General features: G+C 44.2%; 8 protein-coding genes. All 8 read right to left on the bottom strand.

The window, feature by feature from the left end:
* Nucleotides 1–8: 8 nt before the first annotated feature.
* The 8 genes from kdpB to A5878_RS06150 all read right to left on the bottom strand — a co-directional run bounded on the left by kdpB (nt 9) and on the right by A5878_RS06150 (nt 14867).
* Nucleotides 9–2039, bottom strand: a complete 2031-nt coding sequence (gene kdpB, locus A5878_RS06185) for a potassium-transporting ATPase subunit KdpB (RefSeq protein WP_086294955.1) — start codon at nt 2037–2039, stop codon at nt 9–11.
* An 11-nt stretch (nt 2040–2050) separates the two neighbouring features.
* Nucleotides 2051–3727: a potassium-transporting ATPase subunit KdpA gene (kdpA, locus tag A5878_RS06180; RefSeq protein WP_086294954.1), complete on the bottom strand. Its 1677-nt coding sequence runs from the start codon at nt 3725–3727 to the stop codon at nt 2051–2053.
* Between the two features lie 259 nt (nt 3728–3986).
* A complete protein-coding gene (locus A5878_RS06175) occupies nt 3987–9914 on the bottom strand; it encodes a bacterial Ig-like domain-containing protein (protein ID WP_086294953.1) in 5928 nt (1975 codons plus the stop codon).
* Between the two features lie 27 nt (nt 9915–9941).
* The gene (locus A5878_RS06170) at nt 9942–10670 is read right to left on the bottom strand and encodes a LytTR family transcriptional regulator DNA-binding domain-containing protein (RefSeq protein WP_086294952.1); all 729 of its coding nucleotides are present in this window, start codon (nt 10668–10670) and stop codon (nt 9942–9944) included.
* Nucleotides 10671–11284: 614 nt separating this feature from the next.
* A complete protein-coding gene (locus A5878_RS06165) occupies nt 11285–12319 on the bottom strand; it encodes a DUF916 and DUF3324 domain-containing protein (protein WP_086294951.1) in 1035 nt (344 codons plus the stop codon).
* 111 nt (nt 12320–12430) lie between these two features.
* Complete coding sequence (locus A5878_RS06160; RefSeq protein ID WP_005225652.1) at nt 12431–13078, bottom strand: WxL domain-containing protein; 648 nt, start codon at nt 13076–13078, stop codon at nt 12431–12433.
* Nucleotides 13075–13383, bottom strand: a complete 309-nt coding sequence (locus A5878_RS06155; protein WP_086294950.1) for a hypothetical protein — start codon at nt 13381–13383, stop codon at nt 13075–13077. Before A5878_RS06155 ends, A5878_RS06160 begins: the two co-directional genes overlap by 4 nt.
* Nucleotides 13384–13397: 14 nt before the next feature.
* A complete protein-coding gene (locus A5878_RS06150) occupies nt 13398–14867 on the bottom strand; it encodes an adhesive domain-containing protein (RefSeq protein ID WP_086294949.1) in 1470 nt (489 codons plus the stop codon).
* Between the last annotated feature and the right edge of the window lie 96 nt (nt 14868–14963).

Raw genomic sequence — 14963 nt, 5'->3', positions numbered from 1 at the left:
GATTTTTCTTATAGCAGAACAGCTGACAAAAGCAAATCTACTAGCTTGATGCAAATGAATGGTGCGATGATGCCGCCTAGGCCGTAGACGACCAGATTGTACCGCAGCATTTGGCTGGCTGGTTTTTCTTGGTATTTGACCCCTTTTAACGCCAAAGGGATCAAGGCGATGATCACGACTGCATTGTAGATGACTGCGGACAAAATCGCAGTTAAGGGACTACCAAGATTCATGATATTCAGCGCTGCGAGTTCTGGATAAATGGCATAAAACAGAACAGGGATCACTGCGAAATATTTGGCGATATCATTTGCGATACTAAAGGTCGTCAATGCCCCACGGGTCATCAGCAGCTGTTTACCAATTTGGACTACTTGCAGTAATTTGGTCGGGCTGGAATCAAGATCGATCATATTGCCCGCTTCTTTGGCTGCTTGCGTACCAGTGTTCATCGCCATTGCCACATCGGCTTGGGCGAGTGCGGGTGCATCGTTGGTTCCATCCCCCGTCATCGCCACCAAATGCCCTTTTTCCTGATATTCGCGAATCAGGTTCATTTTGTTTTCTGGTGTTGCTTCGGCTAAGAAATCATCGACGCCCGCTTCGGCGGCAATAGCAGCTGCCGTCAAGGGGTTGTCCCCAGTGATCATAATCGTCTTGATGCCCATTTTTCGCATGTCGGCAAATTTTTCTTTGACGCCGTTTTTCACGATGTCTTTTAAATAAACGACTCCAAGTACCTGGCCATTTTTTACTACGACCAATGGGGTTCCACCAGCCTTAGCGACCTTTTCTACGATCTCGTCACATGCCGTGGGATAGGTTTGCCCTTTTGCCGTCACATATTGCTTGATCGTATCCGCAGCTCCTTTACGGATCTCATCGCCACGATAGTCGATCCCAGACATCCGTGTTTTGGCACTAAAATCGATCCAATGAACATCGGCTTGCTGAAACTCCCGCTCACGAATATTGAAGGCTTCTTTGGCTAAAATCACAATACTGCGGCCTTCCGCCGTTTCATCGGCAAAAGATGCCAACTGCGCTGCATCTGCCAACTCTTTGGCGGTGACCCCTGGTACTGGCAAGAACTCACTGGCACGGCGGTTCCCCAGAGTAATGGTTCCTGTTTTATCCAGCAGCAAAACATCCACATCTCCTGCTGCTTCAATCGCGCGGCCACTCATGGCGATGACGTTTTCTTTGGTCAAACGACTCATTCCAGCAATCCCAATCGAGGAAATCAAGGCGCCGATCGTGGTCGGTGCAAGACAAATCAATAAAGCGATCACGATCACACTGGAAATCGCCGTTCCCCGACCAGATAACTGACTGCTAAAATCGGTAAAAGGAATCAATGTGATGGAAACTGCCAAGAAGATGATGGTCAGTGTCACTAAGAACAGCTGCAAGCCAATCTCATTGGGTGTTTTTTTCCGTTGCGTCCCTTCCACCATCGCAATCATCTTATCCAAAAAGGAGTGGCCATTTTCAGCGGTCACTTTGATGACCAAGTAATCGGAAACGACTAACGTTCCTCCCGTGACTGCACTGCGGTCGCCGCCAGACTCACGAATGACAGGGGCTGATTCTCCTGTGATGGCACTTTCGTCCACCGAAGCAGCACCTTCCACGACATCCCCATCGGCAGGAATTTGTTCGCCAGAAGGAACATACACCAAGTCGCCTTTTTTCAAATCGGAGGATCGGACTTCGATAAAAGCCTCTTTCGCTACATCTTCCAAGGACATGACTTTGTAGGTCATGATTTCTTTTTTTGCTTGCTTCAAACTATCCGCTTGTGCTTTGCCGCGCCCTTCTGCCACTGCTTCGGCAAAATTGGCAAACAACAAGGTCAACCATAAGAAGACGGTCACACTGATGCTAAACCACAACGGGACCGTTTGTTCTTGAAAACATAAAATCGTTGTCAAGATCGCCCCTAAGTAAACCACAAACATTACGGGGTTTTTGATTTGTTGGCGAGGGTCCAATTTCTTAAAGGATTTGCCGATCGCCCATTGATAGATTTTTTTCATTTTTCTCTCTCCTATTTCGTTGTAAAGAAGTCTGCGATTGGACCTAAAGCCATCGCTGGTAAAAAGCTCAGTGCACCGATCACGATGATCACAATGATCAGCATCGTGACAAAGACTGGACTCGTGGTTGACAAGGTTCCTTCATTACGAACGGTTTTCTTTTTGGCCCCCATGTTTTCTGCCAGATACAAGATGGCTGCGATGGGAACGAAACGTGAAACGAACATCAAGATACTACCCAAACTATTCAGGAAAACAGTATCTGCGGTCAAGCCGCCAAAGGCACTCCCGTTGTTGTTGCTAAATGAAGTTGCTGCATACAACAGTTCGCTAAAGCCATGGGCGCCTTGGTTGGTTAGCCAGCTCATGATGTCAGGATGCAAGGTCATCAACATAGCCCCGAAAAGCGTCAGTAGCAATGGCGTCAAAATAACGATACTCGTCATTTTAATGTCAAAGGCTTCGATTTTTTTGCCGATATATTCGGGTGTTCGTCCGACTAATAAACCAGCGATAAAGACCGTCAATAATAGAAAAGCGATCATGCCATAAAGCCCGCTGCCGACACCGCCAAAGATAATTTCCCCCAGCTGCATCAAGAACATCGGGATCGCACCCCCGAGTGGTGTAAAACTATCCAGCATGGCATTGACTGATCCACTGGAAGCAGCGGTGGTACTCACTGCCCAGAGACTCGACCAACCGACACCGAAACGTACTTCTTTGCCTTCTAGATTGGCATTCCCAAGCACTTGACTGAATTGCGGTCCATAAGCTTCACTGATCACTACGCCAATAAAAGCTAGGATCAAAAAGACGGTTGCGGTGATCAAGATCGTACGTCCTTGTTTCCACTCTTTGATCCAAAAGCCAAAGGCAAAAATCAAAGCAGCTGGCAGCAACAAGATCGCTAAGTTTTCTAAAAAATTACTGAACATCGTTGGGTTTTCAAATGGGTGAGCAGCGTTGGCGCCAAAGAAACCGCCGCCGTTGGTCCCTAATTGCTTGATGGCGATTTGACTCGCTACTGGTCCGAGCGCCATCCAAAAGGATTCCCCCTCAAATCCATTGACTTCCACGCCGCTACTGAACGTTTGAACGACACCTTGAGACAGGAGTAAGATCGCTAACATCAATGAAAGTGGCAAAAGGATATAGAGCAAGGAACGGGTGATGTCTTGCCAAAAATTCCCTACCGTACGTTTTTGTTTTTGCTGCAGCCCACGAATCAAGGCACACAATACGGCTAGTCCTACTGCCGCTGACAAGAAATTTTGCACCGTTAATCCTAATGCTTGGGAAAGATTGGTCAGTGCTTCTTCCCCAGCGTAAGCTTGCCAGTTCGTGTTCGTCACAAAACTGACGGCTGTGTTCAATGCTAAGTCAAAGGACATGTTCTCAACGGCTGCCCCTTGCGGTAACCAATGCTGGACCATCAATAATCCAGTCAATCCGATGATGGATAAGACACTGACGGCCAAGACGGACAATAGATAGGTTTTGGCCGTCATTTCTTTTTTGCTGACCGAACCAATCACTCGATAGGTCAACCGTTCAATGGGTTGAATAAAGCGGACAAACCGCGGTGTTTTTCCTTGCATGATTTCTTTGATATACCAGCCCAAAGGAACCGCGGCTGCTAGTAAGATCAGTAAAAATAAAAAGCCTTGCACAAAATAGCTACTCATCGTTCTCCCCCCTCAAACAAGTACCAAAAGAGATAGATCATTACGATCACTCCGATTATTCCTAAAACAAGATTCATATTCTTCACTCCTTCATGACGTAAGCATACGCAAAAAGAAATAAAAATAGTGTAAATCTTCTGCTAGCATCTTTATATCTTCTTTATACGGCTGCTTATCGGACAAGAAAACCGCAATACAGCAGGTATTAAAAAAAACAGCGGATATCTTTCACGATATCCGCTGTTAGAGTCATTGAGACTTATTTCGTTTTTCTGCTTTTGTTCGTGTGTTTCTTACGAAAGAAGACGATCCCCGCTAGTGCAACAAGGCTCACTCCTGCAATCGAATAGCCTTGAGTGATGGCTGTACCAGTCTTTGGTAACACCCGTTTGTCCTTTGCGGTCGCTTTGCTTTGTTTACCAGGCTGTCCTGCATCCGTTGGTTTTTCTTGCCCTTTATTAGAATCATCTTTCTCTGGCTGCTGATCGTTCTCCTCTGGTTCTTCTGCTTTTTCAACGACTTTGATCGTCGCTGTGGCGGTGACTGCTTCTTGTGAGTCAGTACCAAATAAGCGTGCGAAAAAGTTAGGAGTTGCTGCTTCATCAGTGACGATTGAATAAGTGACTTGATAGGTGCCCGTTTTCTTCGTATCCACTGAACCGTCCACCAGCAGTTGCTCCAACGTAAGTGTCTTACCATCACGATCTGTAGCGGAGACAAAATTGTCGGCAGCTGTCCAGTTGTCACCAACATAAATCACGCTATCTTTCACAGTCACAGAGGTCTGGTCTGCCAACACGGTAATTGTGGCAGTTGCTTCGGCTTTGCCGTTCCGATAGATGACTTGGTATTTTCCAGGCACATCAGTATTGACTGTACCGCTAATCAATACTTGATCATAATCGACTGCTTGTCCGCTTTTATCTGTTGCCGAGACAAAATTATCGACGGCTTGCCATTTCTCTCCTTCATAGATTGTACTATCTTTTGCTACGACCGTTTCTTCGTGAGCAACCACAGTGATTGTCGCTGTGGCGCTGACTTTTCCATTCGTATAAGTGACATCGTATGTGCCTTCTTGATTGGTATCGACGGTACCAGTAACGATTACTCCTGATAATTCAACCGTTTCTCCCGTTTTGTCTGTGGCTGAGACAAAGTTGTCGGCAGCTTCCCAATCGTCGCCGACGTACAGAGTACTGTCTTTGGCTTTGACACTCGTTTGATCAGCCAACACGGTGATCATGGCTTTCGCTTCGGCTTTGCCATTGCGATAAATCACTTCATATTTCCCTGGTGTGGCGCTATCGACTGTGCCTACTGTTGTGATATCAGTCAGTTTTACTGCGTTACCGTCTTTATCTGTTGCCGATACAAAATTGTCGGCGGCTTGCCAGTCATCGCCTTCATAAATCGTACTGTCTTTAGCAACTACCGTTTCTTGGTTGGTAACAACCGTAATCGTCGCCGTTGCTTTGACATGACCATTTTGGTAAACCACTGGGTACTCGCCTGCTTTGGAGGTATCGACTGAGCCACTAACGGTTACTCCTGAAAATGGTAGGCTTGCTCCCATTTTGTCTGTGGCTGAGACAAAGTTGTCGGCAGCCTCCCAATCGTCGCCGACATACAGAGTACTGTCTTTGGCTTTGACACTCGTTTGATCAGCTAACACGGTGATCGTGGCAGTCGCTTCGGCTTTGCCATTGCGATAAACCACTTCATATCTGCCTGCTTTAGAGGTGTCAACTGTGCCATCAACGGTTACTTCTGTTAGCGGCAATGCCTTGCCGTCTTTGTCTGTTGCGGAAAGAAAATTATTCGCGGCTTCCCATGAGTCACCTACATACAACGTACTATCTTTAGCTGCCACCGTTTCTTGGTTCGCAACAACCGTAATCGTAGCAATAGCTTCTGTTTTACCATTGCTATAAGTAACTTTGTACTGACCTTCTTTGCTCGTATTAACTGATCCACTAACAGTCACTCTTGAAAATGGTAGGTTTGCTCCTGTTTTATCCGTTGCCGAAACAAAGTTGTCGATTGCTTGCCAGTCGTCACCAACATACAAGGTGCTATCTTTAGCTTTAATTGATGTTTGATCAGCTAACACGGTGATCGTCGCTTTCGCTTCGGCTTTGCCGTTACGATAGATTACTTGGTATTCTCCTGGTACTTTCGTATCCACTTCACCACTGGTGGTGACTTCTGCCAAGCTTAACGGTTGTCCCTTCTTATCCGTTGCTGAAACAAAATTATCCGCAAGTTCCCATGAATCTCCAACATAAAGTGTACTATCCTTGGCAACGACTGTTTCTTGATTGGCAACCACGGTGATCGTCGCTGTTGCTTTTTGATTGCCGTTTTGATAAACCACTGGATATTGACCTTCTTTGGAAGTATCCACGGTTCCACTAACGGTCACATTTGTAAATGGTACATTCGCTCCTGTTTTGTCCGTTGCCGAAACAAAGTTATCCACCGCATGCCAGTCGTCCCCGACGTATAAGGTGCTATCTTTAACTTTGACCGATGTTTGATCAGCTAACACGGTAATCGTGGCTGTCGCTTCGGCTTTGCCATTGCGATAAATGACTTGGTATTCTCCAGGTGTATCCGTGTCAACTTCACCGGTGATGGTCACTTCTGTGATTGTCACTGTGTTACCGTCTTTATCCGTTGCCGATAGAAAATTATCAGCTGCTGTCCATGCATCGCCTACATATAACGTGCTGTCTTTTGCTGCTACCGTTTCTTGGTTGGCAACCACGGTGATCGTCGCTGTTTGGCTAACACTACCGTTGATGTATTTGACCTCATAGGTGCCAACGTTTGTCGTGTCGACCTCGCCATTGACGGTAATTTCCGAGAAGGTCAACGCATTGCCGTGTTTGTCTGTTGCTGAAACAAAGTTGTCTTCAGCATGCCATTCATCTCCCACGTAGATCGTGCTATCCTTGGCGTCGATCGTCGACAAGTCTTCTTCTGGTGTGATGCCGACAGAAAGATGATTGCCTGTCCGGTTCACTTGCACCTCTTTACCAAGCTGAAGTTCCTGTGGTATGACGTAACCTTCTGGGACGTAGGAAACATAAAGCGTATAGTTCCCCGTATAAATATCAGTTAATTGGTATTCTCCATTTTCATCCGTTACGACAGAAACGATATCTCCAGTCAATTGATTCCAAAGCGTCAAAGTAACCCCCGCAATCTTCTCAGTTGGTTCTTCGGTATTATAAACATCAAGCGTGGCATTGGTTTTGTAGATGATCCCGCTGGAATCGCCTGCCGAAAATTGCAGATTGGCCACCGTCGAGGTAGCCGTCCGTTTGGCTTCCGATAAGGTATCGATCGTATCAGAAACGATCGTGGCTGAGGCTGAGATTTGGCCGGCGTTTTGTGAAAGGACGTTGTAACTGATTTCGATATTTTTCGTTAGAACATAGTTTGAAAAGACAAGCTGTACGTTCCCATCAACTTCTTTGACTTCATAGCTGTCATCTGGCACATTCGAAACAGTGATCGATCCTAAATCGATTTCGCCATTGGTGTTCCCTAACGATTTTAGAAGGATCGTTGGATTTGCTACTTTTTTCGAGCCATCATCGATATTTTTTGTCGTGACTTTGACCTGCGTCATGTTTTTCGTATTATTGACGGTATTTTGCGTAATGCCAATAATATCTGTCGCCGTATTGGATACTGAAACTGTGGCTGTGCCTTGCTGATTATTTGATAACGGTTCTTTTGCATAACCAGGTACATAAATCGTACTCATTTCCTGCCATCCATTGGCGTATTGATAGGAAATAATGTAGCGCCGATTGGTCGTCCCAAAATCAAAGGTATAATAGTTGGTTTCTTCATCATGGGTGATCGTTGGATAATTCGGATTGCTTTCCTTCATGGCTTGGTTATCATAATAACCGCGATCCCAATACTGTGGATAAATGCCACTGACTTGTTCATTGGAAACATCGATGATCGAAAACACGACATCGGTATTTTTCGGTACATGAGTTTCAACAGTCAAATCACTGATGGTATCTTGACGCGCGTTGACTAAAAACTGATTTTTACTACTTTGGAGCGTGCGTTCAGAATACAGTTTTCTTCCGGTATAGACGGAGGTATGAACCGTGTCAAGTCCCGTTGCGGAAATCGTGATTGGAATTGTATCGTTAGGAATCGATTTTGTCGGTGCTAAACTGTCTGGCACGTAATTGAAGCCGATATCAAATTGAACGGAATAAGTAATGGGCGACGTAAAGGTGACCATCGTTCCGCCTGCTACTTCTTCAATCGTATAATCTTTTCCTAATGTGTAGTAAAAACTGACTTTTGGTACCTTTCTCAAAGAAAGATACTCTGGGTGTTCAATAAACATTTGTAAATTTTCGATTGGTTGTGAGTTACTGCCTTCGATGTTGATGGAAGTATCACTCATGTAAGCACCATTTTGATCATAATTTCCCCAAGCCGTTTCAGCATTATTCGGATTAAGAACACTGATTGGTTCGACATAGTTGTCTTCAACGATTTTGAATTCTCTATTGGCGATCAACGGTGTCGAGACATTGAGAATGATATCTTTCTGATCAAAGGGTACGGTTATGTTCGTGGAACCAAGAGTGAGATTGCTGTCTTTTGTAGCAGTCACAATCAGTTTGTCCCCACTATTTTCGACAGAAAAATAATCCGCAAAAGTCACATTTTGATAGAAGGCGTCTCTTGCTGTTAACTGTTTCGCCGTGATCGGCTGTCCGTTTTGACTCGAAAGGATGATTTGTTGACCAGCTTTCATCTCCGTCGGCATTTGATGAATTGATACATAGTAGTTTCCTTTAGAAAGGCCATTCATAAAACTGGCAGAAGCAACCCCCATATAATACCTAGAATCGACTTCTTTTTCATCTTTGCTGGTTTTTGCGATAAAGGAAAACCCTCTATTTTGGGCAGTTGTTTGTTTTAGCTGTACCGAACCAAATCCGGTCGTTGGATACCCTTTTGAAAAAGAAGCAGTATAATCCGTCAGCTCGGTCAAACTCATGGTGAATTGATAAGAAACCCCATAAGCCTTTTGTTTGTCCATCTGTTTGACTTCAACGGCAGTATTGTAAAGACTATTTGAAGTGATCGCATAGTCCGTCCCTTCGACTAATGCTGTCTGTGTTTCTGGTTTGATCTTTCCTTTGATATCCACCTCATAGCTGAAGACTTTTAACGGTTGGGTCTCAATCTTTTTGAAGGAAGCCCCCGGCGTATCAACCAAATTCAGTGAAAGAGTTTCCGTTCCAGATAATGTCCGATCGGTATTGTAGTAGACCATTCCTTCCATCCCAAAGACATTTTTTTCTGACACATATTGAATCGGATCGACTTCTTCATACAAATCAATCGCATAGCTTGTCTGGTTTTGATCGCCGATCTCAATCGTTAGCTGAGGCTTATCTTCTGAATATAGATAACTAGTCAACTCGATCGAAAAAGAGGCATCATGAACCGATTGATTAAACGTGATCATCAGTTGATGAGCTGCACTATCTACAGCCCACGATGCATTGATCGCTTCATTGGTTCCTTGCACATCACTAAAGCCAAGGCCTTGCGGCAAGTCAAAAACAGCAGTGGTGCCAGCGAAATAATCTTTGTCATTGATTTCAAAATCCAATTTCAGTTTCACTGGACTATTGTTTAAGATTCGTGTTTCTTCCGTTCGGCTGAATTCTTCGCCAGAAATGGTCAGCAGGGTGCCTTGTTCCAAAAGTTCTTGGTCATTGATGCGCGTGCTGACACGAGGTGTGTGTTGCTCTTCTTTGGTTTCTTTTGAATCGGATGTTGAAGAACTTTCTTGTCTCGCATGGCTAGAATCTTCCGTTATATTTGAGGAAGCCGATGTGGTCGTTTCACTTGGTTCCGTGTTTTCTGAACCAGCTGATGATTCCTCTTTGTTCGCTTCGGAAGAATAATCTGTTTCAGCATCCTCAGCTGCTTGTGCTTCGTTTCCGTTAGCATCATTTGTCGATTCAGTCATCGTTTCTAGTAGTTGATCGGATTTGTCTAGCGTGTTGACGGTCTGTTCTTGTTCGGTTGTTTCCGCTATCGCCATGACCGGAGTGATCACTTGAGTGATTCCTAGTGCGGTAACAACGATCCCATGACGAATTCTTTTGCTTCTCTTATTCATTTTTTCCTCCAATAAATGTATGTAGTTTTAACTGATTGCCTTACGGATTTTTTTCCCGACTTCTAACTCTTCTCCATTAAAAAAGCACAAAACATTGTTTGTTCGATCGATCATTTTGATTTGTCGCGCATTGATAATGTAGGATTTGAAGACGTTATAATACTCTGGCAGCTCTAATTGTTTGATCACCTTCAAGGAAGTTTCGAGGAATTCGATCGACTTTTTTTGGTGAAAAGCGATTCGGTTTCGCTCTCCTTTGATCGTTGTAATATAGTTGATTGCTTCTGCATCAACCACCATCAACTCTCTTTTACTGACGATTTTTAATAAGTGCTTTTTTCCGAGTAATGATCGTTTGACTTCGATCGCTTCCGTTAATAAATTTCTTAGCTGCATTGCCACCTCCTTTTCTTTTGTATCGATGATCCCTAAAGGACAGATAAGATTCAGCTTCTTGATTTCGATTTTGGAGGCATAGGCACCATAAAAAGCGATCTGACACTTTTTGCATTGTTCCCTCAAGCTTCCTGCTAATTGAAAACTTCGATCAAATCCTTTCATTTCAATGGAAAATAAGAAGAGATCGTTCACATCTGTTAGGTATCCGTCAAGAAACGGGGCTAGTTCTTCAGGCGAAAGAATCTCAACTAAAGAATGCGGAACACGACTTTCCGTAATCATTTTCTTCATCAAATTCCCATTAAAAAAGTTGTCATCTACTATATAAACAGCGAAATTGCTCAAATTTGCAGACATCTTAATTCTCCTTTTTGCATCATTTCTAATTGTATTCTTAATCAAAAATGCCTGCTTGCACTTTCAAACGAATTAAAGAAACATTCATGCAAAAAAGGTCGTTTAAATTAAGAACAAAGTAAGAAAAGACGCTGTAATTGGTCTAAACCTATTATAGATAAAAAGACACGCTAAAGAGTTTTTTTAAAGCTTTTATAAAGGAGTAAGCGCAGTCAACAGAAAAATATTATGTTTTTTTAACAATATCTACGACAGACTTTAATGGAAGCGGAAACATTATTATGTAAAACTTTATGATAATTCTCTGTGAAAAAAACGAGCAGAACTCAACATCACAAACGTTATTTATTTCTCGTTGAATGTTTCACTCATTTCAACGATTGAAGAACAATTATTCATCAGTCATGACATGACTTCCTATTGGTGAATGTCAAAATTCCTCCTTCACCGTTCTCAACAAAACGTGCGGAACACGAAAAAACCATTTATTCTCAATGATAAATGGTTTTCTTTACTGATTCTTTTTATGAGAGGTGCTACTTTTAGCTTTTCGAAAACATTTCTTACTATAATAATAGACTTTTCATGCATCCACCTTTGATTTCCACTACCTGCTAGTCATCACTTTTATTCAATGCTCGCTTCAGCTTACGATTATGCCAAATCAAATAGGCGATGATCAGACATAAAACACCACCGATCAATAAATAGAGAAGGATCGGCGAAGAGGTTTCTTCAATACTGACATCTTGCTCGTTTCTTTCTTGCGCTTCTTGCCTTGCAACTTGGAAGGTAGGCTCTCCTTGCCATTGTTGATCAGCTGCTTTGAGGGTCGTTTTTATTTCATACTCTCCTGATTGCAGTTCGTTTCCATCTAATGGCAGTGCGTAATTCATTAACGCATTGGGCGCTAATTGGATCTCTTTTTCTCCTTTGATCGCTGTTGCTTGTCCATCATGAAACACTTCATAAGCAAGCGTGACCTTACTAAGATAATTTGCCGCTGTATTTTCCACCGCTACGATAATGACATTGCGGCGATTGATTTCTTCCAGATGGGCTTCCTCAATTCGAACCGCTGGTGGGATGTCGGTCTCTTTGTTACGGAGCAACACCGCCACTTCTCTGGCTAGTAGGTTTTGGACATTTCCTTGAAATTCTTCACTGCCGGTTTGCTGGACGTATAGTCCCCCTGCCAAAATCCCATCAAAGGATTCAGATGGCATCTGGACTGTCAAGGTGATTTCTTTTTGCTCATTAGGGGCTAACGAAAGGGTTTCATCACTTAAAGTGACGAGTTCTTCGATCGCGTATGGAGCAGAAGGCGTTGCTTCCTCATTTGCCCCAGAGTACTCAACGACACCCGTCATGTTCGTGACCGCTCGATTAAAGGATAGCTGTAGATTGATCGGTTGCTCGCTTTTATTGGAAACCATGACCGCTAGTTTTTCTTCTGCCTTGGGCTTCAGCAACAAATCATAGTACATCAGCTCTTTGTCCCGCTGTGACTCTGGCAATTTGATTTGAACATCGAAGGTATCAAGTGAATCTGCTGCTCCCGTAGTGCTCGTACCAATGAAAAATAAGACCGTTAAAATACTTACTACCCAATACTGAAATCCTTTGCCTCGAACTTTCTTCTGATGCATCCTGTCAGATCCTTTCTACACAAAATAGGAAAGAAAAATCAGCTAGCATAAAAAGCAGCCGCTCAGGCAAGCTGCTTTTTTTCTGCTAACTGTTACGCAATGACTACTGCCCTATGGGGTCGTCGGAGCACTGCTGATCGTCCAAACGAGGGTCGTTTGGTAGGTTGCTGATTGTTTTTCCGTATTGGCTGGGATCGAAAGGGTAAATTGTTCTAAAGGCATCGACGTTTCACCAATCCCTTCGCCAGCATTGGCGGTCAAGAACGCATACTCATTGTTGATCGCCGCAAAATCAAGCTCGCCATTGGCAATATCACTGGTTCCTGTTGGCGGTGAACTCAAGTTATTGGTCAACGTCCCCGTATCTACCGTTAATACCGCACCGTCCAACGTGCTGTCTCCTGCCGTAAATTGGGTTGCTTGCCGTACTTTGATCGCCCAAGAAGAGTTCGCCTGTCCTCGGTTATCGCTGACCGCAACTGCCCCTCTTTGCAGCGTTGACCCATCCCCAGGTAGTCCAGTTCCATCCGTAGTAGCCACCCATGTTTCGGCATTTTCTGTTTGGATTTCATGGGCACCAAAATCTAAATTCGTTGGTAGCTGCGTATTGGGATCACTCCCGCCTTTATCCGGGTCAAACACGATGCCCCCAGAGGTATATTCTACGACACCGGTCGTGTCATCTGCTTGCACTGTCGCACCAATGCTAAGTGCAGTCAATACGCCCAATGCGCCTATTATCGATTTCTTTGAAATCATTTTGCCATCCTCCTTTTTTTGATGCAAATGATCAATGTCAGACTAGTGAAGAATCCGCCTATTACGGGCAGCCAAAAGTGATTGGTTTCTGCAAGCTGTGGCAGCGGTTCTTCTGAGTTAGTGACCGTTTCTTGACTGGTCGGTGGTTCAATTTCTTCATCAATGGAATCACTGCTAGCTGTTTCCGATGGTCCTTCATAAAACTCAATGTTGCCGGTCGTCGTATTGGCTACTGCTGATGGAACGATACTGTAGAAACTGCCGATCATCAAAACCAGAAGTAGCACAAGGGAATTTTTTTTCATTCGGCTCTTCCTTTTCAAGGTGTATCGGAAACGGTCCACACGACTGTGGCGCGATACTGACCTTGAAATTTCGGTGTTTTCTCAGGTACAAATAAATTGAACTGGGAAAAATTAACAGTCAGTCCACCAGTCGATGCCGCATTTTCCAACGTCACCACATTTTTTTCGACATTTTGCTGCAGAGCAATCGTTGCATTATCAGGTAAAACCACTCGACCGTCTGTAAATGTCGAATTGACAGTTCCAAGCTGAACCCTTAATTCGGCAGCTGGCAATGTTCGCGTGCCATTGACCCAATTGGTGGATTGTCTGACCTTGACTTGCCATTTTTTCTGACGATTGCGGGTATCATTGATCCGTAAAATCCCAGTTGTAGCTGCTGCGCTTTGGTCGCCGTTGGCGGTTGCCCGCCATGTCTCACTCTTTTTCGTTTGAATGGCATGTCGGCCAAAATTCAGCTGAGTCGGCAGATTCGTCCGATCCATCGTCAGTGCTTCGACCATGAAATAAATCATGGTTTGGCGACTGCTGATATTTAGCGCACTAAAGTTCAAGAGATTGATGTCCGTCGGCTTTGCCTTCAACACAGAAGCCGAAAAATTGGCGGTCCAATTTGCGGACAACTGTCCTGGACCCGAAAGTAGCGTAGGAATTTGAACATCCGTTGCTCCTAAAACGGCTGCATCCGCCATTTGTTCTTGGACGGTTGCCAAATTATTTAACGCTGACGTTACAGTGTTAAGCAGGGTATTCAGCAACCCTTGCAGCAATGCACGAACAACGCCACCAATATCGATGCCGATCACTCGGATCTGGGTATTTTGAATCGCCGTACTTAAATTCCGTAAAATTTGCGGGACATTGGTTCCTAAAACGACACCGAGGTTCGAACTCATATTGGCATACAACGCTTCTCTTTGGGTGGTGAACTGCAACGGACTGCTTATTTCTACATTGCCTAAATTACCAACGGTTTTTAGCAAGGAAATTTGTTGATTGACAGCCGTTAAATCGATTTGCACAATCCCGAGATTGAGATTTAAGGAGCTGGTCAAGGAATCAAGCGCTGTTAAGATCGCATTCAAAAGCGGGACATTGGCAATATTGACTGTGGTCGACGTTTTGATAGCTGCTGATCCATTGGCACTGATGCGATTTCTCAACTCTGTTGGGATCGCCAACAAAGCAAATTTATCCTCACCGTTGACATTGACAGAAGCATTCAAGCCCCCGTTCCCTTTGATCGAAAAAGTCACTGGTCGATTTGTCACACTGCCTGGCCAAGGGGCACTTGCTGAAGTACCACTTGTATTGGCACTCGTCAAATTGCTTAAAATTTCCACATCTAATACGTTCACAGCCGCCTCGGCTTCTTTGGTCGTTGTTAATAGATACAAATTGACGAAACTGATGCTGGTCAACAAGAAAATCAACTGAGCGATCGTCCATTTGTAAAAGCGTTTTTCCCTCCTTCTGCTTTCCATACCATTTCTAACCCTTTCTTTACGAAACGATGATCAATGCTTCAAAGTTTTGATTCACTAGAGATACCAGCGGAGGATGTCCACTCCGCTGGTAAA

The organism is Enterococcus sp. 3G6_DIV0642 (assembly GCF_002140635.1).
GTDB lineage: Bacteria > Bacillota > Bacilli > Lactobacillales > Enterococcaceae > Enterococcus_D > Enterococcus_D casseliflavus.
The sequence above is the reverse complement of the archived record's forward strand: the minus strand, read 5'-3'. Positions and strand labels throughout refer to the sequence as shown.

Bases quoted from the DNA above. Each gene is read 5' to 3' on its own strand.
- kdpB (WP_086294955.1), bottom strand. From the start codon at position 2,039: ATGAAAAAAATCTATCAATGGGCGATCGGCAAATCCTTTAAGAAATTG.
- kdpA (WP_086294954.1), bottom strand. From the start codon at position 3,727: ATGAGTAGCTATTTTGTGCAAGGCTTTTTATTTTTACTGATCTTACTA.
- A5878_RS06175 (WP_086294953.1), bottom strand. From the start codon at position 9,914: ATGAATAAGAGAAGCAAAAGAATTCGTCATGGGATCGTTGTTACCGCA.
- A5878_RS06170 (WP_086294952.1), bottom strand. From the start codon at position 10,670: ATGTCTGCAAATTTGAGCAATTTCGCTGTTTATATAGTAGATGACAAC.
- A5878_RS06165 (WP_086294951.1), bottom strand. From the start codon at position 12,319: ATGCATCAGAAGAAAGTTCGAGGCAAAGGATTTCAGTATTGGGTAGTA.
- A5878_RS06160 (WP_005225652.1), bottom strand. From the start codon at position 13,078: ATGATTTCAAAGAAATCGATAATAGGCGCATTGGGCGTATTGACTGCA.
- A5878_RS06155 (WP_086294950.1), bottom strand. From the start codon at position 13,383: ATGAAAAAAAATTCCCTTGTGCTACTTCTGGTTTTGATGATCGGCAGT.
- A5878_RS06150 (WP_086294949.1), bottom strand. From the start codon at position 14,867: ATGGAAAGCAGAAGGAGGGAAAAACGCTTTTACAAATGGACGATCGCT.